The 24,812-nt window shown below is 70.0% G+C and carries 22 protein-coding genes and 1 tRNA gene; 8 read left to right on the top strand and 15 right to left on the bottom strand.

Annotated features, from left to right (window positions below; genetic code table 11):
• Positions 1–57 precede the first annotated feature (57 nt).
• Positions 58–131: transfer RNA gene (locus ACIQD6_RS07880), tRNA-Pro, on the bottom strand.
• A 102-nt stretch (positions 132–233) separates the two neighbouring features.
• Here ACIQD6_RS07880 and ACIQD6_RS07875 point away from each other — a divergent pair.
• Positions 234–713 carry a DUF309 domain-containing protein gene (locus tag ACIQD6_RS07875; RefSeq protein WP_401879406.1) on the top strand — a complete coding sequence of 160 codons (480 nt, stop codon included), beginning with the start codon at positions 234–236 and terminating at the stop codon, positions 711–713.
• 107 nt (positions 714–820) lie between these two features.
• Here ACIQD6_RS07875 and ACIQD6_RS07870 read toward each other — a convergent pair whose 3' ends face one another.
• Genes ACIQD6_RS07870 through ACIQD6_RS07860 form a run of 3 tightly spaced genes read right to left on the bottom strand, consistent with a single transcriptional unit; the run spans position 821 to position 3,770 of the window.
• Positions 821–1,534, bottom strand: a complete 714-nt coding sequence (locus tag ACIQD6_RS07870; protein ID WP_401879403.1) for a lactate utilization protein C — start codon at positions 1,532–1,534, stop codon at positions 821–823.
• Positions 1,531–3,054: a LutB/LldF family L-lactate oxidation iron-sulfur protein gene (locus tag ACIQD6_RS07865; protein ID WP_401879401.1), complete on the bottom strand. Its 1,524-nt coding sequence runs from the start codon at positions 3,052–3,054 to the stop codon at positions 1,531–1,533. Before ACIQD6_RS07865 ends, ACIQD6_RS07870 begins: the two co-directional genes overlap by 4 nt.
• A complete protein-coding gene (locus tag ACIQD6_RS07860) occupies positions 3,051–3,770 on the bottom strand; it encodes a (Fe-S)-binding protein (RefSeq protein ID WP_401879398.1) in 720 nt (239 codons plus the stop codon). Before ACIQD6_RS07860 ends, ACIQD6_RS07865 begins: the two co-directional genes overlap by 4 nt.
• A 180-nt stretch (positions 3,771–3,950) precedes the next feature.
• On the opposite strand from ACIQD6_RS07860, the gene cobF reads away from it, so the two are divergent.
• Complete coding sequence (cobF, locus tag ACIQD6_RS07855) at positions 3,951–4,820, top strand: precorrin-6A synthase (deacetylating) (RefSeq protein WP_401879395.1); 870 nt, start codon at positions 3,951–3,953, stop codon at positions 4,818–4,820.
• A gap of 164 nt (positions 4,821–4,984) precedes the next feature.
• Here cobF and ACIQD6_RS07850 read toward each other — a convergent pair whose 3' ends face one another.
• On the bottom strand, positions 4,985–8,359 hold the full coding sequence (locus ACIQD6_RS07850; RefSeq protein ID WP_401879605.1) for a family 78 glycoside hydrolase catalytic domain: 3,375 nt from the start codon (positions 8,357–8,359) through the stop codon (positions 4,985–4,987).
• A gap of 369 nt (positions 8,360–8,728) precedes the next feature.
• Here ACIQD6_RS07850 and ACIQD6_RS07845 point away from each other — a divergent pair, with 369 nt between their 5' ends.
• Positions 8,729–11,071, top strand: coding sequence for a discoidin domain-containing protein (locus ACIQD6_RS07845; RefSeq protein ID WP_401879603.1), 2,343 nt, complete (start codon positions 8,729–8,731; stop codon positions 11,069–11,071).
• Between the two features lie 62 nt (positions 11,072–11,133).
• Here ACIQD6_RS07845 and ACIQD6_RS07840 read toward each other — a convergent pair whose 3' ends face one another.
• The 10 genes from ACIQD6_RS07840 to ACIQD6_RS07795 all read right to left on the bottom strand — a co-directional run bounded on the left by ACIQD6_RS07840 (position 11,134) and on the right by ACIQD6_RS07795 (position 20,222).
• Positions 11,134–11,916 carry a cupin domain-containing protein gene (locus ACIQD6_RS07840; protein ID WP_401879393.1) on the bottom strand — a complete coding sequence of 261 codons (783 nt, stop codon included), beginning with the start codon at positions 11,914–11,916 and terminating at the stop codon, positions 11,134–11,136.
• Positions 11,913–12,854: a PmoA family protein gene (locus ACIQD6_RS07835; protein ID WP_401879390.1), complete on the bottom strand. Its 942-nt coding sequence runs from the start codon at positions 12,852–12,854 to the stop codon at positions 11,913–11,915. The genes ACIQD6_RS07840 and ACIQD6_RS07835 overlap by 4 nt, the downstream gene beginning before the upstream one ends.
• Positions 12,851–14,083 carry a Gfo/Idh/MocA family protein gene (locus ACIQD6_RS07830; protein ID WP_401879388.1) on the bottom strand — a complete coding sequence of 411 codons (1,233 nt, stop codon included), beginning with the start codon at positions 14,081–14,083 and terminating at the stop codon, positions 12,851–12,853. Before ACIQD6_RS07830 ends, ACIQD6_RS07835 begins: the two co-directional genes overlap by 4 nt.
• A gap of 194 nt (positions 14,084–14,277) precedes the next feature.
• Entirely contained in the window at positions 14,278–14,673 is a 396-nt protein-coding gene (locus ACIQD6_RS07825) for an ATP-binding protein (RefSeq protein WP_401879385.1), read from the bottom strand.
• Positions 14,674–14,868: 195 nt separating this feature from the next.
• Complete coding sequence (locus ACIQD6_RS07820) at positions 14,869–15,210, bottom strand: STAS domain-containing protein (RefSeq protein WP_401879382.1); 342 nt, start codon at positions 15,208–15,210, stop codon at positions 14,869–14,871.
• 229 nt (positions 15,211–15,439) lie between these two features.
• A complete protein-coding gene (locus ACIQD6_RS07815) occupies positions 15,440–15,907 on the bottom strand; it encodes a MarR family winged helix-turn-helix transcriptional regulator (RefSeq protein WP_401879379.1) in 468 nt (155 codons plus the stop codon).
• 191 nt (positions 15,908–16,098) lie between these two features.
• Positions 16,099–16,566 carry an ATP-binding protein gene (locus ACIQD6_RS07810; protein WP_401879376.1) on the bottom strand — a complete coding sequence of 156 codons (468 nt, stop codon included), beginning with the start codon at positions 16,564–16,566 and terminating at the stop codon, positions 16,099–16,101.
• A gap of 157 nt (positions 16,567–16,723) precedes the next feature.
• Positions 16,724–17,167, bottom strand: coding sequence for a response regulator (locus tag ACIQD6_RS07805; protein WP_401879601.1), 444 nt, complete (start codon positions 17,165–17,167; stop codon positions 16,724–16,726).
• Between the two features lie 5 nt (positions 17,168–17,172).
• Positions 17,173–18,999, bottom strand: a complete 1,827-nt coding sequence (locus ACIQD6_RS07800) for a CHASE3 domain-containing protein (protein ID WP_401879598.1) — start codon at positions 18,997–18,999, stop codon at positions 17,173–17,175.
• On the bottom strand, positions 18,999–20,222 hold the full coding sequence (locus ACIQD6_RS07795; protein WP_401879596.1) for a PP2C family protein-serine/threonine phosphatase: 1,224 nt from the start codon (positions 20,220–20,222) through the stop codon (positions 18,999–19,001). The genes ACIQD6_RS07800 and ACIQD6_RS07795 overlap by 1 nt, the downstream gene beginning before the upstream one ends.
• A 335-nt stretch (positions 20,223–20,557) precedes the next feature.
• Between ACIQD6_RS07795 and ACIQD6_RS07790 the strand changes: the two genes are divergently transcribed.
• The 5 genes from ACIQD6_RS07790 to ACIQD6_RS07770 all read left to right on the top strand — a co-directional run bounded on the left by ACIQD6_RS07790 (position 20,558) and on the right by ACIQD6_RS07770 (position 24,804).
• Positions 20,558–20,971, top strand: coding sequence for an ATP-binding protein (locus tag ACIQD6_RS07790; protein WP_401879374.1), 414 nt, complete (start codon positions 20,558–20,560; stop codon positions 20,969–20,971).
• 150 nt (positions 20,972–21,121) lie between these two features.
• Positions 21,122–21,433: an STAS domain-containing protein gene (locus ACIQD6_RS07785; RefSeq protein WP_401879371.1), complete on the top strand. Its 312-nt coding sequence runs from the start codon at positions 21,122–21,124 to the stop codon at positions 21,431–21,433.
• 172 nt (positions 21,434–21,605) lie between these two features.
• Entirely contained in the window at positions 21,606–23,294 is a 1,689-nt protein-coding gene (locus tag ACIQD6_RS07780; protein ID WP_401879369.1) for a PP2C family protein-serine/threonine phosphatase, read from the top strand.
• The gene (locus tag ACIQD6_RS07775) at positions 23,291–23,770 is read left to right on the top strand and encodes an STAS domain-containing protein (RefSeq protein ID WP_401879366.1); all 480 of its coding nucleotides are present in this window, start codon (positions 23,291–23,293) and stop codon (positions 23,768–23,770) included. Before ACIQD6_RS07780 ends, ACIQD6_RS07775 begins: the two co-directional genes overlap by 4 nt.
• Positions 23,771–23,970: 200 nt before the next feature.
• Positions 23,971–24,804, top strand: coding sequence for an alpha/beta fold hydrolase (locus ACIQD6_RS07770; protein ID WP_401879363.1), 834 nt, complete (start codon positions 23,971–23,973; stop codon positions 24,802–24,804).
• Positions 24,805–24,812: the final 8 nt, after the last annotated feature.

The following is a 24,812-nucleotide window of genomic DNA, read 5'->3' as shown; positions in this document are numbered from 1 at the left end:
CCCCTGGAAACGATCAAGAGGGGCCCCGAAGGACCCCTCTGACCTGCTATCTCTCTGTCGGGACGACAGGATTTGAACCTGCGACCCCTTGACCCCCAGTCAAGTGCGCTACCAAGCTGCGCCACGTCCCGTTACCCGGTCTCGGCGGGGAACTCCCCGCTCGACCACGTAAGAGAACATTACCTCACTCCACGCAGCGCGAAGACGCCCCCCACCCGGGCGACAATCGACGTATGAAGGAGAACCGGCGGGACCGTGACAGCGAGGGACGGGCACGTAATGCGCGGCCGCGTGATGGGCTGGGGCGTCCGCTGCCGTACGGAGCCTCCGGGGTGGAGCGGCAGCCCGAAGGGGTGATCCGGACGCCCGAGGAGACCCTGCGGGAGGCTCAGCGGCTGTTGGACGCGGGCAAGCCCTTCCACGCGCACGAGGTGTTCGAGGACGCGTGGAAGTCGGGTCCCGATTCGGAACGGGCGCTGTGGAGAGGGATGGCTCAGCTGGCGGTCGGGCTGACGCACGCCGCCCGGGGCAACACGGCGGGTGGAGCGCGGCTGCTGCTGCGAGGTGCGGGCGGGATCGCCGCGTACGGGACGGGCTCCGGCCCGCACGGCCTCGATGTCGCCGGGCTGGTCGCCTGGGCCCGGGAGTTGGCGGGCCGGGTGGAGTCGGGCGGGCCGGTGGACGCCGCCGACGAGGCGCCTCGGCTGGCCTGACTCACCTGCCGGCCCCGCCCGGTCGCTCTCCGTACCCCTACGGCCCTGCGTCTTCCGTGAGCCCGGTCCGGTCCGGCCTCAGCTCGGTCCGGTCGCCCGATGCGCTCTCAGCCCTCGACCAGGATGACCTCAAGGGTGCGCGGGCCGTGGACGCCTTCGACGCGGTCGAGTTCGATGTCGCTGGTGGCGGACGGTCCCGAGATCCAGGTCAGTGGGCGGGTGGGGTCGAGGCGGGGCATCGCCTGGGGTACGGACGCGACGACCTGGTCGGGGACGTCCACGACGCAGATGTGGTGGTCGGGGACGAGCGTGATGCGGCGTCGGCCCTGGTCGGGGGCCGCGTCGAGGACGAGCGTGCCGGTCTCGGCGATGGCCAGGGCGCAGCCGGTGACCACGCTGTCGATCGCGTCGAGTTCCCGGGCCGTGGCCTCGGGGCGGTCCTCGACCCGGGCGATCTCGGTGGCGGTCGCCGCGAGCCAGGACGCCGGGAGCAGCGGGGGCACCAGGACCGTACGGGCACCGCGCCGGGACAGGAGCCTGGCGATGAGCGCGGGCAGCCCCTCGGTGTCCGTGCGGTGGACGAGTGCGCGGTAGTCGGCCAGGTTCTCGGCGAGCAGGTCGACAACGCGGTCGGCGGGGGTGTGCGTGTCCAGATAGTCGCGGGCGGGCTCCGGGGCGTCGGGCGCGGCGGCGACGGCCGTACGGATACGGGCAAGGATCCGCTCACGTGAGCTGGAGACCGGGCCCGAGGCCGATGCCGGATCCGGCCCCCGGTCCGCGCCTGATCCCGGCCCCGCGCCTGATCCGGTAGCCGTGCTCATGTGCCGCTGTCCTTCCGGTCGTTGGGCTTGGTGCGGTCGTTGGGCTTGGTGCGGTCGTTGGGCTTGGTGGGGTCGTGAGGCTTGTGGTCGTCGGTGTGGTCGTTCGTGTGGTTCTTCTTCCACCAGTCACGGAACGACTCCGCCGGCATCTCCGGCAGATCGCGCGAGTCCGTCCAGGCTCCCGTGCCCGGGAGTTTCGACGGATGCAGCTTGCGGGTCTTCGACGCGGCCCGCTCACCCAGTGCCATCACGCGCGGATGGTCGAAGACCCAGCCCGCCGCCTTCATCGCGGCCTTCTCCAGCCGGTGGCCCCTGCCGCCCTGGTCCGCCACCCGTTCGCGCAGGTGGACCAGGACCTCGGGGATGTCGATGGCGACCGGACACACGTCGTAACAGGCCCCGCAGAGCGACGAGGCGTAGGGCAGCGAAGCGTCGATCTCGCTCTGGGTGCCCCGGAGTTGGGGGCTGAGGATCGCCCCGATCGGGCCCGGGTAGACCGAGCCGTACGCGTGCCCGCCGGCCCGCTCGTACACCGGGCAGACATTCAGGCAGGCCGAGCAGCGGATGCAGCGCAGTGCCTGCCGTCCGACCTCGTCGGCCAGTGTGTCCGTGCGGCCGTTGTCCAGGAGCACCAGGTGGAAGGCCCGGGGGCCGTCGGTGTCGTGGGTGCCGGTCCACATGCTCGTGTACGGGTTCATCCGCTCGGCCGTCGAGGAGCGCGGCAGCGTCTGGAGGAAGACCTCCAGGTCCCGCCAGCTCGGCACCACCTTCTCGATGCCCACGACGGAGATCAGCGTCTCGGGCAGGGTCAGGCACATCCGGCCGTTCCCCTCCGACTCGAAGACCACGAGGGTCCCGGTCTCGGCGACCATGAAGTTGGCCCCGGAGACACCGACCTTGGCACGCAGGAACTTCTCGCGCAGGTGCAGTCGTGCCGCTTCGGCGAGTTCGCGGGGGGTGTCGGACAGGCCGTCGGGGGCCGCCCGGCCCCAAGCGGCCATCCGGTCGCGGAAGATGTCGCGGATCTCGCCCCGGTTGCGGTGAATCGCCGGGACCAGGATGTGCGAGGGGCGGTCGTCGCCGAGTTGCACGATCAGCTCGGCCAGGTCGGTCTCGTACGCGGAGATGCCCTCGGCCTCCAGCGCCTCGTTCAGGCCGATCTCCTGCGTGGCCATCGACTTGACCTTGACGACCTCCGTCTCGCCGGTGGCCTTCACCAGGTCCGCCACGATCCGGTTCGCCTCGGCGGCGTCGGCGGCCCAGTGGACCACCCCGCCCGCCGCGGTCACCGATTCCTCCAACTGCACCAGGTAGTGGTCCAGATGACGCAGCGTGTGATCCTTGATCCGCTTGCCCGCCTCCCGCAGCAGCGCCCAGTCCTCCAGCTCCGCCACGGCCTTGGCCCGTTTGTCGCGGATGGTGTGTGTGGCGTGCCGCAGATTGCCGCGCAGTGTCTCGTTGCCCACCGCTTCCTTCGCCGCCACCGGAAACGCCGGCATCCCCAGATACGTACCGCTCATGACCAGGGCTCCTCTTCCGTCGACGCCAGAATCTCCGCGAGATGCACCGGGCGCACCGGGGCATCCTCACGGCTCACGATCCCGCCGATGTGCATCAGGCAGGAGTTGTCGGCGCCGCACAGCACCGCCGCTCCGGTGGAGACGGCGTTGCGCACTTTGTCCTGGCCCATCGCCGCCGAAACATCGGAGTTCTTCAGGGCGAAGGTGCCACCGAAACCGCAGCACTCCTCCGCGCCGGGCAGCTCCCGCAGCTCCAGTCCCCGCACTGCCTCCAGCAGCTTTCTCGGCCGCTCCCCGAGGCCCAGCATCCGCAGGCCGTGGCACGACGGGTGGTAGGTGACGGTGTGCGGGAAGTACGCCCCCACGTCCGTCACACCGACCACGTCGACCAGGAACTCCGTCAGCTCGTACGTACGCGAGGCCAGCGCCCCGGCGGCTTTGTCGCCGATCTTCGGATAGTGGTGACGGACCATCGCGGCACAGGAGCCGGACGGGGTCACCACGTAGTCGTACTCCTCGAACGCCCGTGTCATCCGCCGCACCAGCGGCTCGGTCTCCCGCCGGTAGCCCGTATTGAACTGCGGCTGTCCGCAACAGCTCTGCTCCTCGGGAAAGCCGACGTCGACCCCCAGACGTTCGAGCAGCCGTACGGTCGCGATCCCGGTGGACGGATACATGGCGTCATTGACGCAGGTCACGAAGAGTGCGGCACGCATGGACGGAGCATATGCCGGGCGCGGCGACGCGCGCGAGACCTCCGGTAGGCGTGATGGTTCATCAGACATCCGATGGGTGTTTCTCTTTCTTCAGACGGCGAAGCGGTCGGAGAAGTGGTCGGCACACACGGTCGGGAGATACCGAGATACCCCGTCGGGAGATGGGGCAGACTCGGTGGTGTGCGAAAGATCTATGTCATCGGTATCGGGGCGGGCGACCCGGACCAGCTGACCGTGCAGGCGGTCACGGCGCTCCAGCAGGTCGATGTCTTCTTCCTCCTCGACAAGGGCGAGGAGAAGTCCGATCTCATGCGGCTCCGGCACGAGATCCTGCGCCGGCATGCCGGCGGCTCCGCGTACCGGCTGGTCGAGGCCCGGGATCCGGAGCGGGACCCGGCCCCCGACGGCGCCGCCTACCCCGGAACAGTCGATGACTGGCGGGGCCGCCGGGCCGACCTCTACGAGCGCATGATCACCGACGAGCTGGGCGAAGGGCCCGGAGAGGACCGGACCGGGGCCTTTCTCGTGTGGGGCGATCCCGCCCTGTACGACTCCACGCTCGGCATCCTGGACGAGATCCTGGAACGCGGCACGGTCCGTTTCGACCATGAGGTGATTCCCGGTATCAGCAGTGTCTCCGCGCTGGCCGCCAAGCACCGCGTCGGACTGAACCGGGTGGGCGGACCCGTACAGATCACCACGGGCCGGCGGCTCGCCGAGGGCTGGCCGGAGGGCGTGGACGATCTCGTGGTCATGCTGGACGCGCGGCAGGCCTTCCGGCACCATCTCGCGGCGGACCCGGTCATCCACTGGGGCGCCTACGTGGGGACCGAGGACGAGATCCTGGTCTCCGGACGGCTCTCGGAGGTCGCGGGACGGATCGAGGAGCTGCGGTCCGCGGCACGGGCCCGCAAGGGCTGGATCATGGACACGTACCTGCTGCGGCGCGACGGTGGCAGCACGGGTGACGGAATCGGTGCCAGTGACGGTGACGGTGTGGGTGACCGTGACGGGGCGGGTGACGGAAGCGGAAGCGGCGCCGGCGGCTGAGGCGGCGCCGGTGACCGTGGCGGCGCCGGTGACCGTGGCGGCGCCGGTGACCGTGGCGGCGACGGAAGCGGTATCAGCAGCTGACGCTGCACCGGCCGCTGAAACGTTCACCCGTGCCGGAGCCGGATCCGACAAGGCTGCATCCGGCGAGGCTGTCAGCACGGTCAGGCCCGCCCCACGAAGTCCCAGGCGCCCTGCCCGGCGCGGTACACCACGAAGCCCGGCTCCGTCCGCAGATACTCGGCCCCGTCCGCCGCCCGCACGTGCTCCGGGCGTTCCGCCGGTACGTGTATCTCCGCCGTCGCGCCCACCGGCACCCGCACCGTGAGCCGCAGGTCCCGCCCTATCTTCGACCAGGCCACGGCCGCCCGGCCGCGTACCGTACGGATCGAGGTGCGCGCCCAGGTGACGCCGGTCCGTCCGTCGGGCCGCACCGTGAAGGTGCGGTAGCCCGCGTCCCCGGGGCGCAGTCCCGCGACGTTCTCGTACAGCCACTGGGCGACCGTGCCCTGGAAGTAGTGGTCGCGCGAGCGTGAGTCGACCGGCCACATCTCCCACATGGTGTCGGCGCCGTTGTCGAACCAGAAGCCCCAACTGGGGTACGTACGCTGCGTGACGATCGCGTGCGCGACCTCCGGGCGGCCGTGCGCGCACAGGACGCGCAACAGCACACTCGTGCCCAGCGCGCCGGTGTTGAGGTGGTCGCCGCGAGCGGTGATGTCCGCGACGAGGCTGTCCAGCACCGAGGCGCGGGCGCCGCTCGGGACCAGGCCGAAGGCCAGCGGCAGGGCGTTGGAGGTCTGCCGGTATCCCGGATCCTTCGCCGTGCTGTAGTGGCCGGAGGCGTTGAGGAAGGTGGCGTTCAGCGCGTCCTTCAGCCCGGCCGCCGCCGTGCGGTACCGGTCCGCGACCTCGCCGTGGCCCAGCAGATCGCCCATCTCGGCCGTCTGTGTCAGCGCGCGGTGCAGATACGCGGTCGCCGTCAGCCGGGTGTCCTCGGGCGGGTTGCCGCCGTAGCCCGGTGGCAGGTAGTCGCCGAGCGCGGTGACCGCGAGGCCGTCCTTCAGCCTGGTCAACTCCCAGTCCAGGTAACGGGTCAGGGTCGGCCAGTGCTCGCGCGCCACCCGGTCGTCGCCGTAGATCCGGTACATCTCACGTATCAGGAACGGATATACGGTCGTCCACTCCGGCGAAGGCCCGAGATCGCCGTAGCCCCAGCCGCCGCTCGGCACGATCACCGGGAGCTGGCCGTCAGGGTTCTGACTGTCCGCCAGGTCACCGAGCCACTTCGTCAGGAAGCGGTGGACCCCGAAGGCGTACTCCATGATGGGCGCGCCGAGCTGCGCGTCACCCGTCCAGCCGTTCTTCTCGTACATGGGGGTGTCGGTGGGGATGCCGTGCAGGTTGTTGAGCAGGGTGCGGCGCATCGCGCGGTCGAGCTGCTCGTAGAACGGCTCCGAGCAGCTGAAATCGCTGACCTCGGCCACCTTCGTATGGACGACGCGACCGACCACGTCGGACGGGCGTGGTCGGGTCGGCAGCCCGCTGACCTGGACATAGCGGAAGCCCTTGTACGAGAACGAGGGCTCCCACACCTCGGCCCCACCACCGCCGGCCCCGCCACCGCCGGACCTGTCGCCGCCGGACCTGTCGTTGTCGGATTCGTCGCCGCCGGTTCCGCCGCCCGCGCAGATGTACTCGTCGCGCTGGAACCGTCCCGGCACATGTCCGGTCTCCGCGTGCACACTGCCGTCGTCCTTGAGTTTCTCGCCGTGGACCAGCTGGACGACGGTGCCGGCCGGGGCCCGTACGGTCAGCCGGCTCCAACCCGCTGTCGTACGGCCCATGTCGACCACATACACACCGGGGCGCAGCTCGGTGATCGCGGTGGGGGTGAGGGTCTCGATGACCTCGATGGGGTCGTGCGGCTGGGCACGGAGGATGCCCTTGGGGGCGGTCAAGGACTTCGGATGGCCCCAGGAGCTGTCGTCGAAACCGGGCCGGGTCCAGCCGGTGGGCGCCAGCCTCGCGTCGTATGTCTCGCCCGCGTAGAGGGAGTTGGTGAGCGTGGGGCCTTCGGTGATGCGCCAGTCGGTGTCGGAGACGACGGTCGTGCGGGAGCCGTCGGGATGTTCGGCCTCCAGCCGGCACAGCAGCCGGGGTTCACCGTGCCAGGGCGGCTGATGCCAGTTCCAGACATTGGGGGTGGTCATACCGTAGAAGCCGCGGCCGAGGGTCACACCGATCGCGTTGTCCCCGCGGCGCAGCAGCGAGGTCACATCGTGGACGGCGTACATCACGGTCTCGTCGTAGTCGGTGAACGCCGGGTCGAGCACCTGGCTGCCGACCCGCTCTCCGTTCAACTCGGCCACGTAGTAGGCCAGTCCGCTGATGTAGAGCCGGGCGCGGCTGACCCGTTTGCGCAGGGTGAACTCGCGGCGCAGCAGCGGCGCGGGCGCCTCGGGCGCGGCGACCGCGACACCGCTCCCCCACGGGCCCTGCCCGTACGGGGCGAGGACGAGCGCCGCGGTCCAGCCGCTGTCGTCGAAGTCCGGCTGTTCCCAGCCCTGTTGCTCGGCCGTGGCGGTCCGCCAGCCGGGTCCGGTGACCAGGTGACGCGAGGTTCCGTCGGCGGTTTCGATCAGCAGCCGTACGAGCAGTCCCGCCGGATTGACGGAGCCGCTGCCCCGGTTGGTGGCGAGGGCCGCGAGGACGATCCGGCCGCCGGGAGCGGACCGTACGGCTTCGGTCACATCGGCCGTCCGGCCGGTGCGCCAGCCGTCCACCTGCTCGGGCGTGTCCAGCACCTGCCGGCCGTCCAGGTGGAGGGTGAAGTCGTCGTCGGCTGTGGCGACGACCGTGGCGCGCACGATGCCGGCCCCCGCCACACCGGCGGGAAGGTCGAGGCCGCCCCTGAACCACCGTGGCCCGACAGGGGCGTTGCCGGTGGTCGCTCCCTCGGTCCAGATCCAGGAGGCACCGTCGAAGCCCGGCGGCGCGGCGGCCGGCTCGGCGCCGATCCACCGCGCCTGCCACTTCTCGTCGCCGAGCGCGGTCTCCCACCAGCCGGCCGTGCTCCAGGGGGAGGCGTGCCCGTCGGCGTCCCAGACACGGACCTGCCAGTGGCAGCGGGTACGGGGCGCCAGGGCGCGGCCCGCGTAGGGGACGGCGAGGCTGCGGTCGGACTCCACCCGGCCGGTGTCCCAGACCAGCCGTCGGCCGGCCGCGAGGTCGCGGGGATCGGTCGCTGCCCGTATCTGATACGCGCTCTGCCGCGCGCCACGGCCGTCACCTCCGGGCTCCCGGGAGTCGAGTTCCCAGGACAGCAGCGGGGCGGCGACATCGGTACCGAGGAGGTGCTCGACGTACTCGACGGTCGCGGTCGCGACACGGAGCCGGGCGGTACGGGTGGCATCGGCCCCCTCCCCCGCCGGGGTGCCGGCGGCGGCCCCGGACGCCGCGGCCAGCCCGGCGATCCCGGCTCCGGCACCCACCACGGAGGTGTGGAGAAGACCTCTGCGCGTCCAGCCCATGCCCATCGCCACCCCTTTGATTGAAACGTTTCACCGCCCTGGCCATGCATCGTAGAGCCGACCGTGAGCGCGCTACAAGAGGGCTGCACGGGACCGTGCGGGACTGTGCGGACGTACGGGACTGATGGTGCCGGCATACGGGACCGATGGTGCCGACGTACGCGACCGATGGTGCGGACGCGCGGCCCCACCGAGACGAGGTGGCGCGACCGAGCGCGCCTTTCCTCACCTCCCTCACCATCTTTCACCACCCCTGGTCGAAGATTTTTGCGTCAATCTTCAAAATTTGCGCGGATTCATAGACTTCCTGCGGACCTACTTCTAACCTTTTTCGCGTCCGCATAGTCCGCCACGAGCCCGCAAGGACGTATGTCTGTGACACTCCCCCCAAGACGCCGCCTGCTCCGCCGCGGCTTATCCGCATGTGTGTCTCTCGCACTGACCGTGGCCGGCACGGCCGCCGCGGTCGTGCTGTCCACCGCGCCCGCCGCCCAGGCGGCCGCGGTCCCCGCCCCGTCCCCCCTCGATGTCCCCGGGCGCGGTGCGTCCGTACCGTTCAAGGAACAAGAGGCCGAGTACGCCGCCACCAACGGCACACTGATCGGCCCCGACCGCCTCTACGGCACACTGCCCTCGGAAGCCTCGGGCCGGCAGGCCGTCACGCTCGACGCGGTCGGTGAGTATGTGGAGTTCACCCTCACCGCTCCGGCCGACGCCATGTCGTTCCGCTACTCCCTGCCCGACAACGCGGCGGGCACCGGCCGGGACGCCGCCCTCGACCTGCGCGTCAACGGCAACGCCCTCAAGAGCGTGCCGGTGACGTCCAAGTACGGCTGGTACTACGGGGGTTACCCGTTCAACAACAACCCCGGTGACACCAACCCGCACCACTTCTACGACGAGACGCGCACCATGTTCGGATCGACCCTGCCGACCGGTACGAAGGTCAGGCTCCAGGTCACCTCGACGGCCTCGTCACCGTCCTTCACCGTCGACCTGGCCGACTTCGAGCAGGTCGGCGCGCCGGTCGGCAAGCCCTCGGGCGCGCTGGACGTGGTGAGCGACTTCGGCGCGGACCCGACCGGAGCCGCCGACTCGACGGCCAGGATCCAGGCGGCGGTCGACGCGGGCCGGACCCAGGGCAAGGAGGTCTACATCCCGCAGGGCACGTTCCAGGTGCGCGACCACATCATCGTCGACAAGGTGACGCTGCGCGGCGCGGGCCCCTGGTACAGCGTGCTGACCGGACGGGACCCGTCCGACCGCTCCAAGGCCGTCGGTGTGTACGGCAAGTACGCCTCGGCCGGTGGCAGCAGCAATGTGACACTCAAGGACTTCGCCATCATGGGCGACATCCGTGAGCGCGTGGACAACGACCAGGTCAACGCCATCGGTGGCGCGATGTCCAACTCGACGGTCGACAACGTCTGGATGCAGCACACCAAGTGCGGCGCCTGGATGGACGGCCCGATGGACAACTTCACCATCAAGAACAGCCGCATCCTCGACCAGACGGCCGACGGTGTGAACTTCCACATCGGTGTCACGAACTCCACGGTCACCAACACCTTCGTACGCAACACCGGCGACGACGGCCTGGCGATGTGGGCGGAGAACGTCCCGAACGTGAAGAACAAGTTCACGTTCAACACCGTGATCCTGCCGATCCTGGCGAACAACATCGTCACGTACGGCGGCAAGGACATCACCATCTCCGACAACGTCATGTCGGACACCATCACCAACGGCGGCGGTCTGCATGTCGCCAACCGCTATCCAGGGGTCAACTCCGGTCAGGGTACGGCGGTTTCAGGGACCACCACCGCCGCTCGCAACACCCTGATCCGCGCCGGGAACAACGACTTCAACTGGCGGTTCGGCGTCGGCGCGATGTGGTTCAGCGGTCTCAACGAACCGATCAACGCCACGATCAACATCACCGACACCGCGGTCCTGGACAGCTCCTACGCGGCGATCCATCTGATCGAGGGCGCGACGAACGGGCTGCACTTCAACAACGTACGGATCGACGGCACGGGTACGTACGCGCTCCAGATCCAGGCGCCAGGCACGGCCTCGTTCACCAACGTGACCGCCACGCATGTCGCGCAGTCCAACCCGATCCACAACTGTGTCGGCAGCGGCTTCCAGATCACCCAGGGCGCCGGCAACTCGGGCTGGTACGCCAACCCGCCCGCCTGCACCGGCACATGGCCCGATCCGGTGTGGACCAACGGCGGCGTACCGGACGACCCCACCACACCGCCCACCGACCCGCCGACGACTCCGCCGGGGGACACGGGCAACATCGCCAAGGGCCGCCCGGTCACCGAGTCCGGCCACGCGGATGTGTACCGCGCGGCCAACGCGGTCGACGGTGACGCCGGCACATACTGGGAGAGCACCAACCACGCCTTCCCGCAGTCGATCACGGTGGACCTCGGGGCGGCGAAGGCCGTCAAGCGCCTGACCTTGAAGCTGCCTCCGTCGTCGGCGTGGGCGACCCGTACTCAGACGCTGAGTGTGTCGGGCAGCACCGACAACTCCTCGTACAGCACGCTCAAGTCGTCGGCGGGATACACGTTCGACCCGTCGAGCGGCAACACCGCGACCGTCGATCTGAACGGAACATCGGCGCGCTATCTGCGGCTGACGTTCACCGCCAACACCGGCTGGCCGGCCGCGCAGCTCTCCGAGCTGGAGGCGTACACCAGCTGATCCCCGTCCGAGAACAGGCGAATGGGTCCGGCCGGGATGTCCCGACCGGACCCATTCACTGCCTAAGGTCCCTCCCGGCCGGTATCCAGGCTCTCGGCCGGACCGTCGTCCGAGCCGAGTACGTCGTACGTGTCGAGCCGTCCGCACATGCCGAACTTGCTGTGCGCCGCCGGGAATCGGGTGTGCACCCGTGCCTCGGCGAGATGCGAGTCGTCGCCCGCCGCGAGCCGGTCGAGCTGGGCGCCGGTCTGTCGCGCCGCCTCGGCCGCACCCACCTCCCAGCGGGAGCGCCAGTCCGCCACCCGGCGCCGTACGAGCGAGGCGGCGGCCCGCTGGAAGTCGAGCAGGGGCTCCGGGTCTCCCGCCTCCCACGCCGTACGCAGCACGGCGAATCCCTCGATCGCGAGATCGCGGCGGTGGCGCGCCACGGCGGCCTGTTCGGCCTCGGCCGCCTCCGGGATCCGTACGGCGCGCGCGTAGGTCTCCGGGTCGGTGAGGTACTCCGGCGGGAGGGTGAGCACGGCGTCTCCGGCCTCGGGCAGTCCGTTGTTCTGCATGAGGACGACGATGCGCAGCCCGCCCTCGTTGACGAGACGGTGGATGGTGCCGGGCGTGAACCAGACGAGGGCGCCCGGCTTCAGCGGTGTGGTGTCGGAGCCCTCCGGGCTGAGGGTCTGGACGGCGCCCCGGCCCTCGGTCACCACGTACGCCTCGGAGCAGGTGAGATGCAGATGCGGGGTGCCGCCGCGAAATCCGTCGGCGGCCTCCCAGTCGTACACACTCAAATGCGAGACGGCGACGGCCCCCGGGAGCCCGGCGAAGCTCGCCGCCGGATCCGCGCTCACCACGGCTGCCGCTTGAGGTGGTCGGTGATGTCGTCCCGCTCCCAGCTGCCATCGGCCACGACCACCCGCCAGCGCCGGGTCAGGGTGTCACCCGGCGGAAGGAGCAGCTCCTCGTGGAACGCCCAGGAGGGCGCGACGGCCGCGAACGGGTCGCTCCGTACGAACCAGTGGGCGGGGTGCTCTCCCCCGTCGCCGGTGTGTTCGTTCTCCGGCGCGTGTGCGAAGACGACCGTGGCGTGGCCGTCGACGGAGTCGAACTCCCCGCTGTACGCGACCCAGGGCGCCTGCGTGCCCATCAGCTCCTCGCCCTCCAGCTCCGGGCTGAGGAGCCGCCCGCCCCGGAAGCCACGCGGGCCGCGCCAGAAGAGACCGGTGTAACCGGCCATCTCACGGCCCGCCGTGGTGGGACTGCCGAAGCGCAGCGTCTCGTCGCGACGGTTGGTGATGGCGCTGGACCAGGTCAGCGTCCAGGCACCGGCCGACGTGTCGAGGTCGTGGATCTCGATACGGCGGGACTCGTCCGCCCACGGGTCGCCGTGGTAGTTGCGCCAGACCAGCCGTTCGGCGATGACGGCGCGTCCGTCGGCGGCCGACACCTCGTCGAAGCTCTCATGGCTCATCGAGCCGACACGCTCGGGCAGGGGGAGATAACCCTCGCCGTGCACATAGGTGTTGCCGCCCCACAGGTTCTGTCCCGACAGATGGGAGGCAGTGAGCTGCAGGCCCTTGTGCCAGCGGTGGTCGTTGGGGCGGTAGTCGGTGACCACGCCGCCGGACAGGGTGCGCAGCGGGTGCAGATACGGCTTGGGGGCCTCCCACGCCGATTCGGGTTTGTAGACGTAACTGAACAGGGTGACCTCGCCGGCCCGCAGGTCGATACGGTCGCCATGCGCATGGGTCAGCCGCAGTTCGGGGGTGGCCGGGGCGGGCGTTGTCATACGGGCGTCTCCGTGACGGGTACGGCTGCGGCGGATTCGGCGGGTGTGGCTGGGGCGGCCGGTTCGGCAGGGGCTGGGGACGCGGGTTCGGCGGATGCTGCGGACGCGGGTTCGGTGGGCGCGGATGACGGCGCCCAGCCCGGCGTATTGCCGTGCAGGACCGTGTGGAAGGGATCGCCGGGCAGAATCTCTCCCGCCGTGACGGTGGCGTCGGTGAAGGCCGACTTGTAAAGCGCGGTGATCAGTTCCAGGCTGCTACGGCCGTCGGCTCCGCTGCCGCGTGGCCGGCGGCCGGCCCGCAGATCGGTGACCAGCGCACGCAGTTGGGCGAGATGCGAGCTGGGCACGTCCTCACCCGGATCGCGCCAGCCGGCCAGTTCGACGGCGTCGACACCGGGCGCCGGGGTGATCCGCCAGTCGTCGTTGGAGTGACCGTACAGATGGGTCAGTTCGACGGTGGCGCGCTCGCAGTCGACGCGGATGCGGCTCACCTCGTCCGGGCTGAGCACACTGTTGACGATCGTGGCCAGCGCCCCGTTCTCGAAGCGGACGAGCGCGGTCGAGACGTCCTCGGTCTCCACGTCGTGCACCAGCCGGCCCGCCATGGCGCGTACTTCGGTCCACGGACCGAGCAGGTCGAGCAGCAGATCCATCTGGTGGATGCCGTGCCCCATCGCGGGGCCGCCGCCCTCACTGGCCCAGTTGCCCCGCCAGGGCACGGCGTAGTAAGCGGTGTCGCGGTACCAGGTGGTCTGGCAGTGGGCGACCAGCGGGCGCCCCATCGCCCGTTCGGCGAGCAGGGAGCGGACGTGCCGGGCTCCGGAGCCGAACCGGTGCTGGAACACGATCGACGCGTACGGTCCGCCGTCCTCCTCCGGCCCCTCCGCCGCCTCGATGGCGTCGAAGTCGGCGAGCGACGGGCACGGCGGTTTCTCGCACCACACCCAGGCGCCGGACCGCAGTGCGGCCACGGTCTGTTCACGGTGGAAGGCGGGCGGCGTACAGACACTGACCAGGTCCGGTCGCTGTTCGTCGAGCATGCGGCCCAGGTCGGTGTACGGGTGCGGGACGCCTCCCCCGGCGCAGAACGCCCGTACGGCCTCCTCGTCGATGTCGAAGGCGGCGACGACATCGATCTCGTCGCCGAGCGCCTGGAGGGCGGGGAGATGGGCGCCCTTGGCTATCTGTCCGGTGCCGATGACGGCGGCGCGGACGCGCCGGTCCTTCACGTTGCGCGGAGATACGTTGCGCGGAGACGTCGCGAACACTCCCTTTCGAGCTCCGGGTTTCTCGTACAGCAAGCGCTTTCTTCGAGAAACGTAAAGTCACCGGATATCCGTGTCAACGGGTCGGACAGCGCTCTCGCGCCCCGTATTCGGCCGCAGGCGCACGCTCGCCGGGGGAACCGGGCGGCGATCGCCGCTCAGCGCGCCAGAACGGCCAGGATGGTCTTGCCGCCGCCCACGCGCGGCCGGACGGTGACCCTCTCGGCCAGGCGCTGGATCATGGGCCAGCCGAATCCGCCCGTACGGCCGGTGAGGTCCGGCGTACGGTCCTGCGGCTGCGCGGGGCTGGGATCCTTCACCACGATCCGGAGGCTCCGGCGATCCGCACGCAGTTGCAAAGAAGTGACCTCGCCGGCATGGCGCAGGGAGTTGGTCACCAGCTCCGAGACGACCAGCACCAGATTCTGTGAGGTGTGTGCGGACGGCGTCGGGCACAGACCGTCCAGGAACCGGTAGGTCGTTTCGCGGGCCTCGGCCGCCAACTCCGGTCGGCAGTCCCACTCGGTGTACTGGCGGGAATCGTCGTCGCTCATGAGCGGGTGGTGCATCGGGCTCACCCCGTCTGTTGGACTTCGTTTGCGGCCATCTCTTCCGGCCGTTTACCCCAGCAACGGGTTCCGAAGAGTGTCCGAGCCAACCTTGTTGTTCACGAGCCGTCAGCGCGGGTCATGAGCCGTACTCGTCGGGCGCACGCGTCACCCACGTCGCTCACCCGGCAGCCGTGTCGCTCACGAACCGTCGTCCGCGTCGTCCGCCACGAGCGCGTCCTCGGTCGTGCCGTACACCGGCAGCGCGTGTTCGAGGCCGATGACGTCGAACAGCCGCCGGACGAACGCGGACGGCTGCGCCAGGCGCAGCCTCGGGCCCAGGTCGCCGTACGCCTGGAGCAGTACGTTCACCGAGGTGGAGTCGGCGAAGGTGACCCGGGACAGATCCACCACCACAGGACCGGTCGCGGACTTCCCGGCCTCGGCCAGTGCGGTGACGAGCGGGGCGATGTTCTCCAGATCGAGATCGCCGCTGACGGCGATGATCACCGCGTCGCCGTCCTGCTTCGTGACCACTCCCATGGCCTGACCTGCGCTGTGAGGAGGTTGCACCGGGATCCTTCGGGCTCGCGAACAGGGTGTGACCACGATAGAAGTGACAGTTGCCCTTTGACAACATTCTCCGGTGAACAACAGTGTTCACCACTTCCCCACAACGGCTCTGCGCGGAGAGTAACGTGCCGAGTCGATGCCAGGAAGGTCGATGCCAGGAAGGGCGCCCGGCCTGGATCTCAGTGCCCCTCAGTGCCCCTCAGTGCGCTCCCGGACGCCCGGTCGCCGCGGCATGGAACGCCGACAGCCCCTCGGCGAGCGTCAGAACGTCCGAGGGATCCATCCGCTCCAGCACGATGCCGACCTCGCGGGTACGGAAGGCGCGGTACTCGTCCAGCACGGTGTGACCACGCCGGCCCAGTCGCAGCTCGACCTCCCGGCGGCTCGTCGGGCTGGGCGAGCGGACCACGAGTCCCATGGCCTCCATCCGGTCGCAGAGCCGGCTCAGCGAGGAGGCGCGCGAGCCGAGGACCTCGCCGAGCGTCCGCAGATTCGCGCCCTCATGCTGCTCGATGACGAGAAGAGCCCGTAGCTGGGAAGGCGAGACCGGTCCGGTGGGCGCCGTCTCCTGGCCACACACCCACAGCACCTCGAGCAGCTCCGAGGCGGTACAGGCGGCCTCGGCGACCTGTTCGCTCTGGCGCGGCTGACCGGTGAAACGGGACATCGATCCACTCTTTCATCCGGTAGGGCCTTTGTCAGCCCAGACCGAACCGCCCCCGGAAGAAGGTCTGAGCGACAACGACTCTACTCGCGGACGCGGAAAGAGCGGTCCCCGCAGCGGCGCCGCCCGCCACGTACGGACCGTGTCGGACCCACGTACGGACCGCGTCGGGCCCAGACCGGGATCCAGCGGCCTCAGACCGGGATCCGGCGGCGCTCCAGGTCGAAGAATGCCTGGACGCGCTTGCCGACGGGGACCCGCTCGGCGGTCAGCCGGTCGCTCAGCGCGTGGACTATCTCGATGCCGTGCCCGCCGAGGCGACCGGGGTCGCGCGCGAAGCGGCGCGGCAAGGACGAGCTGGAGTCGTACACGGTCACGATCACCTGCCGGTCCGTACCCTCCAGCTCCAGCAGATACGGTCCATGGCTGTGCCGCTCGGCGTTGGTGACCAGCTCGCTGACGACAAGCAGCAGATCACTGCCCGTACGGTCGCCGAGCTCGGCGAACCATTCGGCCTCCAGCTGCTGGAGGAATCGGACGGCGAGCAGCCGCGCCTCGGCGATACAGCCCGGTTCCCCGCTGAATTCGGCTGCCCGGCGCAGTGGCTGCACGGAGTCCGCGAAGGACATGAAAGCCGCACCGCCGATGGTCTGTTCGTTCATACGCTCCTGCCCGCGCACCGGTGAAGGCGATCGGGGGACCCCTTCTCGACTTCCCTTATGCCCCACGACGCTGCCGGTATGCCCACCGGTTCCATGAGGGGCGTCACGTACGCCGACGGGCGGGGCGGCGGGTGCGACGTCTGCGCCGACGGCGGCCTCACATACGTCCCGGGAGCCGGACCACGCTGACGAAGAACTCGTCGATCTGCCGGACCGCCGCGATGAACTGGTCCAGGTCCACCGGCTTGGTCACATACGCGTTGGCGTGGAGCTTGTAGCTGCGGAGGATGTCCTCCTCGGCGGACGACGTGGTCAGTACGACGACGGGGATCGACGCCAGCTCCGGATCCGTCTTGATCTCCTCCAGCACCTGGCGTCCGTCGTACTTCGGCAGGTTGAGGTCGAGCAGGACGAGGTCGGGGCGCGGGGCCTCCTCGTAGTCGCCGCGCCGGTACAGGAAGTCGAGGGCTTCCTGTCCGTCGCGCACCACATGGAGGGTGTTGCGGATCTTGTTGTCCTCGAACGCCTCACGGGTCATCAGCTCGTCGCCCGCGTCGTCCTCGACCAGCAGGACCTCGATCGGCTGCGCGGGCATGTTCACAGTGGTCACGGAGCAGCTCCCGGCGGATTGGTCGGTGGGGCGTCTGAGGCATCCGAGGCGTCAGAGGCACTGCTGACGCCGGACGCGGTGCGGTCAGCCGGCGCGGTGCGGTCGGCGGGCCGGGCCGGGTCAGCGGGCGCGGTGCGGTCAGCGGCCGCGGCCGGGTCGGCGGGGTCCACCGGCTCCGCCAGCTCCACGGAGTCCGCCCGCGGCTCCGCGGGCTCCTCCGGCACGACGACGGCCGGCATGGTGAAGTGAATGCGGGTGCCGCCCTCCGGAATGGACTCCAGCCAGATCCTGCCTCCGTGGAACTCGACGATCTTGCGGCACAGCGCCAGGCCGATGCCCGTGCCCTCGTACTCGTCCCGCGCGTGCAGCCGCTGGAAGATGATGAAGACCTTCTCGGCGAACTCGGGCGCGACTCCGATGCCGTTGTCCGAGACGGTCAGATGCCACTCGTCGTCCTCCCGGGTGCAGCCGATGGCGATCCGGCACGGTACGTCGGGCCTGCGGAACTTGATCGCGTTGCCGACGAGGTTCTGCCAGAGCATGGCGAGGGTGGTCGGGTCCCCGGTCGTCTCCGGCAGCGGTTCCCGTTCGACGGTGACGTCGGACTCCTCGATGACCAGCGCGAGATTGCCCAGCGCACGGTCCAGCACCTCATCGAGCTCGACGCTCTGCCACGCGTCGTGTACGCGCCCCACCCGGGAGAAGGTGAGCAGATCGTTGATCAGGATCTGCATGCGCTTGGCGCCGTCGACCGCGAAATCGATGTACTGCTTCCCCCGGCCGTCCAACTGGTCGCCGTACCGCTTCTCCAGCAGCTGGCAGAACGAGGCGACCTTGCGCAGCGGCTCCTGGAGGTCGTGCGAGGCCACATACGCGAACTGCTCCAGCTCCGAGTTGGAGCGGCGCAGCTCCTCGGTCTGTTCCGCGAGGAGGGCCTCGCGCGACCGGGTCGCTTCGAGTTCGTCGGCGAGGCGTCGGCGCATGTCCTCGACGGCCGCGCCGACGGCCCGCAGGTCGGAGGGGCCGCCGGCCTCGATGCGCCGGTCGAACGCCCCCGCGCGTACGCCGTCGGACGCGGCACGCAGCGCGTTCAGCGGCCGGCCCACCATCCGGTGCAGCACGAAGGCGAGTCCCACCACCGCGAGGACGAAGACGCCGAGGATCGCGATGAACACGGCATCGCGCAGCTCACGGGCGTCATCGAGTTCGGTGCGCGCCTGCTTCCCGGCCTCTTCGAGATGACGCTGCTGGAGGGCGAAGAGACCACGCAGTTCGTCGAAGCCCTCCTTGCTCCGCGTCAGCCGTTCCGCGGACGCCGATTCCGCACCCCGGGCCTGTACGGACTCGATCAGCGGCTCCGCCTGTCCGCGCCGCCACCGGTCGGCGGCACCCGTTATACGGGCGAGGTCATCGGCGAACCGGGGGTTCGACGCCACGATCCCGCTCATACGCGCGACGGACCGCCGCTCGTCCTGGCGGCCCGCGTTGTACGGCGTGAGGAAGGACGGGTCGGCGGTCAGCGCGAAGCCGCGTACGCCGGTCTCCTGGTCGAGGAGCGCCTTCTGGAGCTGGTACGCGCTGGAACGGGCGGGCTGGATCCCGTCGACGAGTTCATTGGTGCGGTCGTTCGTTCGCGACAGCAGCGCGCCGGCGACGAGAGTGCAGCCGCACACCACCAGCACCAGGGCCGCGAGGATCAGCTGGACCCAGCCCTGCACCGAGAGCCGGGCCCGCACGGTCGACCACGGCGAAGGACGGGACGACGGGCGGGAGGGGAGGCGGGGTGAAGCGCGGGGCGTCTGTCCTGGATCGTCGGGGCTCATCATGTGCCGTCCTCTGTCGCACTGCCTGCGGTGGTACCGGTTCCCTGCCCCGGAATGCTCCCCGTACCGGCCCAGCCGAGATGGAGCACGGCGACATCGTCCGCGAGGCCGCCGTAGGGAGCCGCTCCCTCGGTGGCCCCGTCCACCAGCGCATCGACGAAGGCGCCGGCCGACAGCACGCTGTGCGCTCTCGCCAGCTCCAGCAGTCCGTCCTCGCCGAGCCGGGTCGACGGGCTCGTACGCCCCTCGAAGAGGCCGTCCGTGAAAAGCACCACGTGTCCCCCGGGCGGCAGCGGCAGTTCGGTCTCGGTCCAGCGGCCCCTGCCGGGCAGCAGGCCCAGTGCCATGCCCACCTGCGGCTCCTCCCAGTGGACGGCTGAGCCGTGCCGTACGAGCAGCCCAGGGTGGCCGGCCCGGACGACCCGTACCTCCCGGCCGCCGGGGGGAAAGACCAGCGAGGTGACGGTGGCGAACACGTGCTGGTCGGCCCGTTCGGCCACCAGTATTTCCTCCAGCAGGCGCACCTGTTCCAGTTGCCGTGTCCCGCACAGCACGGCCGTGCGCCAGGCGACCCGCAGGCAGACTCCTAGGGCCGCCTCCGCGGCGCCGTGTCCCGAGACATCCCCTATGACCGCGTGGACCGTGCCGTCCAGGGTCTGGACTACGTCGTAGAAGTCACCGCTCAGCAGGCCGTGGGCGCGCCCCGGCTCGTACCGGGCGATGGCCTCGAAGTCGTCGCCGCGCAGCAGCGGGACGGGGAGGAGGCCACGTTCCAGCCGGGCGTTCTCCTGGGCCATCTGCTCGTTCGCGCGGAGGGCGGCCGAGGCCTGTTCGACCTGCTTGCGCTGGAGCGCGTAGCGCAGCGCCCTGCTCAGCGCCTCCGGGTCGAACCGTCCCTTGACGAGATAGTCCTGCGCACCGGTCGCCACGGCGGAGAGGCCCGCCTCGCCCTCGGCCAGGCCGGTGAGGACCACGATGGCGGCGTCCGGGGCGCTGCGGACGATACGGGTGACGGCGTCGACTCCCTGCGCGTCCGGCAGGTGCAGGTCGAGCAGCACACAGACCGGAGCGGTGCGGGCGGTCAGGAACCGCTGGGCCTCGGCCAGCGTCTTGCACCAGGTGAGCGGGGAGTCCAGGTCGCTGTCCGCGAGCATCTCCTCCACAAGGAGCGCGTCGCCCGCGTCGTCCTCGACGAGCAGCAGGACCGCGTCGCCGGCCCACAGGGAGTCGCGTACGACCGCTGTGGCTTCCTGTGACGCTACGGCGACTCCGGTGGCACGGCGGCCTCGCGCGGGCCGCGACGAGAGGCCCACGGGCAACTCGACCACTCTCCACCCCCTCACCAGGCGACACCGGTCGCCCGGAGTCGTTCGGCGGGAAGCATATGCGACAACCCAAGCATCATTCCGCTCGCGGTGAGAGAACACCCCTCAGGGTGCACTTGTGGCAAACCCGCGCACTTGGGTGGTGTATTCACGTACTCCGGTTCACGCACCCGCGAAACATGCGATGCTCTCCGCCGGATCACGAGCCAGCAGCCGCGTACGGGGGTGCCGGGATGACAACGGTCGGCGACGGAGCGGACAACTCCGTTCCGAGGACACCGGCATGGCTGGACGCGCTCCCGGCGGGCACGGCCGAGGCCCGCGCGCTGGTGCGCTCCTTCCTGGACCGGTACGAGCCGGCGGTGCCGGAGCGTACGGCGGTCGATGTGCTGCTGGTGGTGTCGGAGCTGGTGACCAACGCCATCCGGCATGGCGGCGGGGTGACAGGTTTCCGGATCTCCGCGCGTAGCGGAGTGGTCGAGATCGCGGTACGCGACGCGAGTCCACGGCTGCCGGCGATCAAGCAGCACCGGGAGGACTGGCTGCCGGGCGGCTACGGCTGGCCGCTGGTGCACCGGCTGGCGGAGGTCACGGTGACGGCGCTCGGGGACGGCGGCAAGCTCATCAAGGCACTGATCCATCACTGATGCACCGCTGGCACTGATGCGCCGCTGGTCCAGTGCCGCCCGCTGCCGCTCGGCCGCCCCTCATCCGGCGACCGCCTCAACGGCCCCCGGCCCATGGCATGCTGGTGCCCCATGAGTCCCGACCCTCACCAGGCTTCTGAGAACGCTGTCGTGACGCATTACCCCATCGGGGATTCGTTCGTGGTGATACTGGCGGGCGAGATCGACATCGACATCGCGTCCGAGATCGAACTCGCGCTCAGCGACGCCGGACGGTTCGGCGCCTCACGCGTGGTCATCGACGTCTCCCAGGTGGTCTTCGCCGACTCGACGGTCCTGCATCTGCTGCTGTCCGCCGCACGCCGGTACGAGCTGCGCCTCGTGGGCCCGTTGCACCCTTCGGTGCGGCGGCTGCTCGACGTGACCGGTACGGCGGCGCATTTCCCGGTCGATCCCGATCTCGACACCGCGCTCCACCGCTGACGGCCGCCGCCCGGCCACCCGCGCCCGGCGGTCGGCCACTTGTGGTTGACGGCCGGCCCGGGGCGGAGCACGCCGGCTTCACTCGATCGGGGACCCGGAGGAGGGATTGCGCCCCTCGCCCCGATGGAGGACGGTTGCTGTGCGACAACACGTCGGCCGAAGAAGCGAGAGGGTGAAGGGAATTCGTGCCGAGGGCACGGCATTCCACTATGTGAGGCATTCGTTGACGAGCACGTCCGTGACCGGCGAGGCCGTAGATGATGTGGCTGCCGTGGGTGATGTGGCTCTTGAGTCGTCGCCCCACGCGGTGATCGTGGCCGACCGTACCGGCGTGGTCCGGCTGGCCAACGCGGCGGCGGTCACGCTTCTGCCCGGTCTCGCCGCCGGTTCCCAGCTCGCCCGGCAGGGACCGCGCTGGCTCGCCGAGGCCCATGCCGGACGGGAGCGGACGGCGCACGGAGCCGTGGGCGAGCGCTCCTACCGGGCGAGTGGTGCCGAGACGGACTCCGAGGGCCAGATGACCTGGTGGCTCAGCGACGAGACGGATCACCGGGCGACGAGGGACGCGCTCGACACGGAGCGGAAACGCACCGCGTTTCTGGTCGAGGTGTCCGACCGGCTCCTCTCGTCCCTCAACCCCCGTACGTGCGTGGACACCACGGCGCTGCTCGCCGCCGGGCATCTGGCCGACGCGACCGTGGTCGTGGGACCGCGGACGGGCCGCCGGGTGCCGCTCACCCGCGCCGGGCAGGACGGAACCGTCACCCATGAGGTGCGCTCCGCCGCCCCGACGGACATACCGGGTCTGGCCGAGGCGCTCCAGCTCTTCCCGCCGGCCCCCTCCCGCTGGATCGATCCGGGTACCGCTCCCGCGTGGCTCGCTCCGGAGGGCTTCGGTGAGATCGGCTCCGTACTGGTGACACCGTTGCCCGGCAACGGTTCGCCGGCGGGTGCGCTGATCCTGCTGCGCCGGTCCGGACGGGCGTGCTTCACAGACAGCGAGGAGGCATTCGCCCGTGTCTTCGCGGCGCGGGCCGGCGCCGCGATCTCCGCGTCCCTGGTATTCGCCGAGCAGTCCTCGGTCGCGAATCTGCTGATGCGCGATCTGCTGCCGCCGCGGCTGCACCACTACGACGGAGTGGAGTTCGCCGGCGGCTACCGCACCTCGCGGGACGACCAGCAAGTGGGCGGGGACTTCTACGACTTCTACCCGGCCGATCAGCAGGGCGGCGAGTCCCAGGCCGTGTTGGGCGACGTGTGCGGCAAGGGGCTGGAAGCGGCCGTGCTGACCGGGAAGATCCGCAACACCCTTCAGGCGCTGCGGCTGGTGGAACCGGACCATGAACGGCTGCTGAAACTCCTCAACGGCGCCCTGCTCACCTCGCACCACACCCGGTTCGCGACGCTGGTGCTGGCCTCCGTGGCGCGGCTGGCGCACGGCATCGAGCTGCGGCTGACCAGCGGCGGGCATCCCGCGCCGATGATCGTCCGGTCGAACGGCACGGTGGAGGAGGCCCGTACGAACGGCACGCTCATCGGGGCACTGCCCGAGGTGTCGGCGCGGACCTTCCGTACGGCTCTTCAGCCGGGTGAGACGTGCCTCCTGTTCTCCGACGGCATCACGGAGGCGAGAGGCGGACCGTCCGGTGCCGAGATGCTCGGTGAGGGCCGGCTCTCGGCCACGCTCTCCCAATGCGCCGGAATGCCGGCGGAGACGGTCGTCGAGCGGGTCTCGACGCTCGCGACCGAGTGGGTGGGCTCCGGCCGGCACGACGACATGGCCCTGGTCGCGATCACCGCGCCGCGCCGGAATCATCTGAGCGCGGTGGGAGGCCACGGACCGGGCAGGTTCACCTCATGACTCCTCCGTCTCCCGGCTCCCGGCCCGAGCCTCACCCCGAGCCCGCTCCCGGCTCTCTGCCGGAGTCCCTCTCCGGCCCTGTGCCGGAATGCCTTCCCGAGCCGCTGGCCTTTGTCGTCACCACTCCACGGCCGGACACCGTCGAGGTGAGGCTGGACGGGGAGATGGACTACGAGACGTCCTACGAAGTGGTGGACTCCGTAAGGAGTTTGCTGCGGACCCACCGGGGTGTGCGCAGGCTGGAGTTGCACTGCGGCGGGCTCACGATGTGTGACTCGATGGGGCTCGCGGCGCTGTTGATGATCAGGCGTCTCGCCGAAGCCGACGACGTACAACTGCTGCTGACGGAGCGTCAGCCCATGCTGGAGCGGCTGCTGGAAGTCACCGGCACCATGGGCCACTTGAACGGCACCGGGGACGAGGAGCACGAAGCACGCGAGAAGCGTTCACCGTCGGGGGACGGCCGTCCCGGCTGAGCCGTCGGCGCGCTTCCGTCCCCGGTGGCGAGGGCGCCCCGGGCGCGGTTTGATGGAAAGCAAAGCGTCGTGGGACCGGAAAGCGCGCCGGGACGGGGTCCGGGGACTCGGCCCGGAGCGGGGTCCGGAGAGCGGGCCCGGAGCGCGGGAAAGTCGCGGCGAGAGACGCGGGGAGGCAAGCGGAGAAAGAAGGCACATCCATGCCGTTCGTCACCGTCGGGCAGGAAAACACCGGCTCCATCGACCTCTACTACGAGGACCACGGCAGCGGCCCCCCAGTGGTCCTCATCCACGGCTATCCGCTCGACGGACACTCGTGGGAGAAGCAGGAGCGTGTCCTCCTGGAGACCGGACACCGCGTGATCACCTACGACCGGCGGGGCTTCGGCAGGTCCAGCCAGCCGGTCGTCGGCTACGACTACGACACCTTCGCCGCGGACCTCAACGCCCTCCTCGACCACCTCCGCCTTCCGGAGGTGGATCTGGTCGGCTTCTCCATGGGCACGGGCGAGGTCACGCGCTATCTCGGTACGTATGGCTCCAGCCGGGTCGGCAAGGCCGTGCTGATGGGGGCCATCCCGCCCTTCCTGCTGAAGACCGACGAAAATCCCGAGGGCGTCGACGGGTCCGTCTTCGACGGGATCAAGGCCGCCGTGGTCGCCGACCGCCCGGCGTACTTCAAGGATTTCCTCGACAATTTCTACAACGTCGACCAGTACCGCGGCACCCGCATCAGCGACCAGGCGTGGAACAACAGCTTCAACACCGCCGTCGCCGCGTCCGCGCACGCGGCCCATGTCTGCGTCGATGCCTGGCTGACCGACTTCCGTGAGGATCTGCCCAGGATCGATGTGCCCACGCTGCTCCTCCACGGGAACGCCGACCGTATCCTGCCGTACGAGAGCACCGCCGAGCGGCTGCCCGCGCTCATCAAGGATCTGACCTTCGTGACGGTCGAGGGCGGGCCTCACAACATCGCCTGGACCCACCCTGAGGTCGTCAACCCGGCGCTGCTCGACTTCCTCAAGGCCTGACGGGTTCC

This window comes from Streptomyces sp. NPDC088400 (assembly GCF_044753355.1).
Lineage (GTDB): Bacteria > Actinomycetota > Actinomycetes > Streptomycetales > Streptomycetaceae > Streptomyces.
The sequence above is the reverse complement of the archived record's forward strand: the minus strand, read 5'-3'. Positions and strand labels throughout refer to the sequence as shown.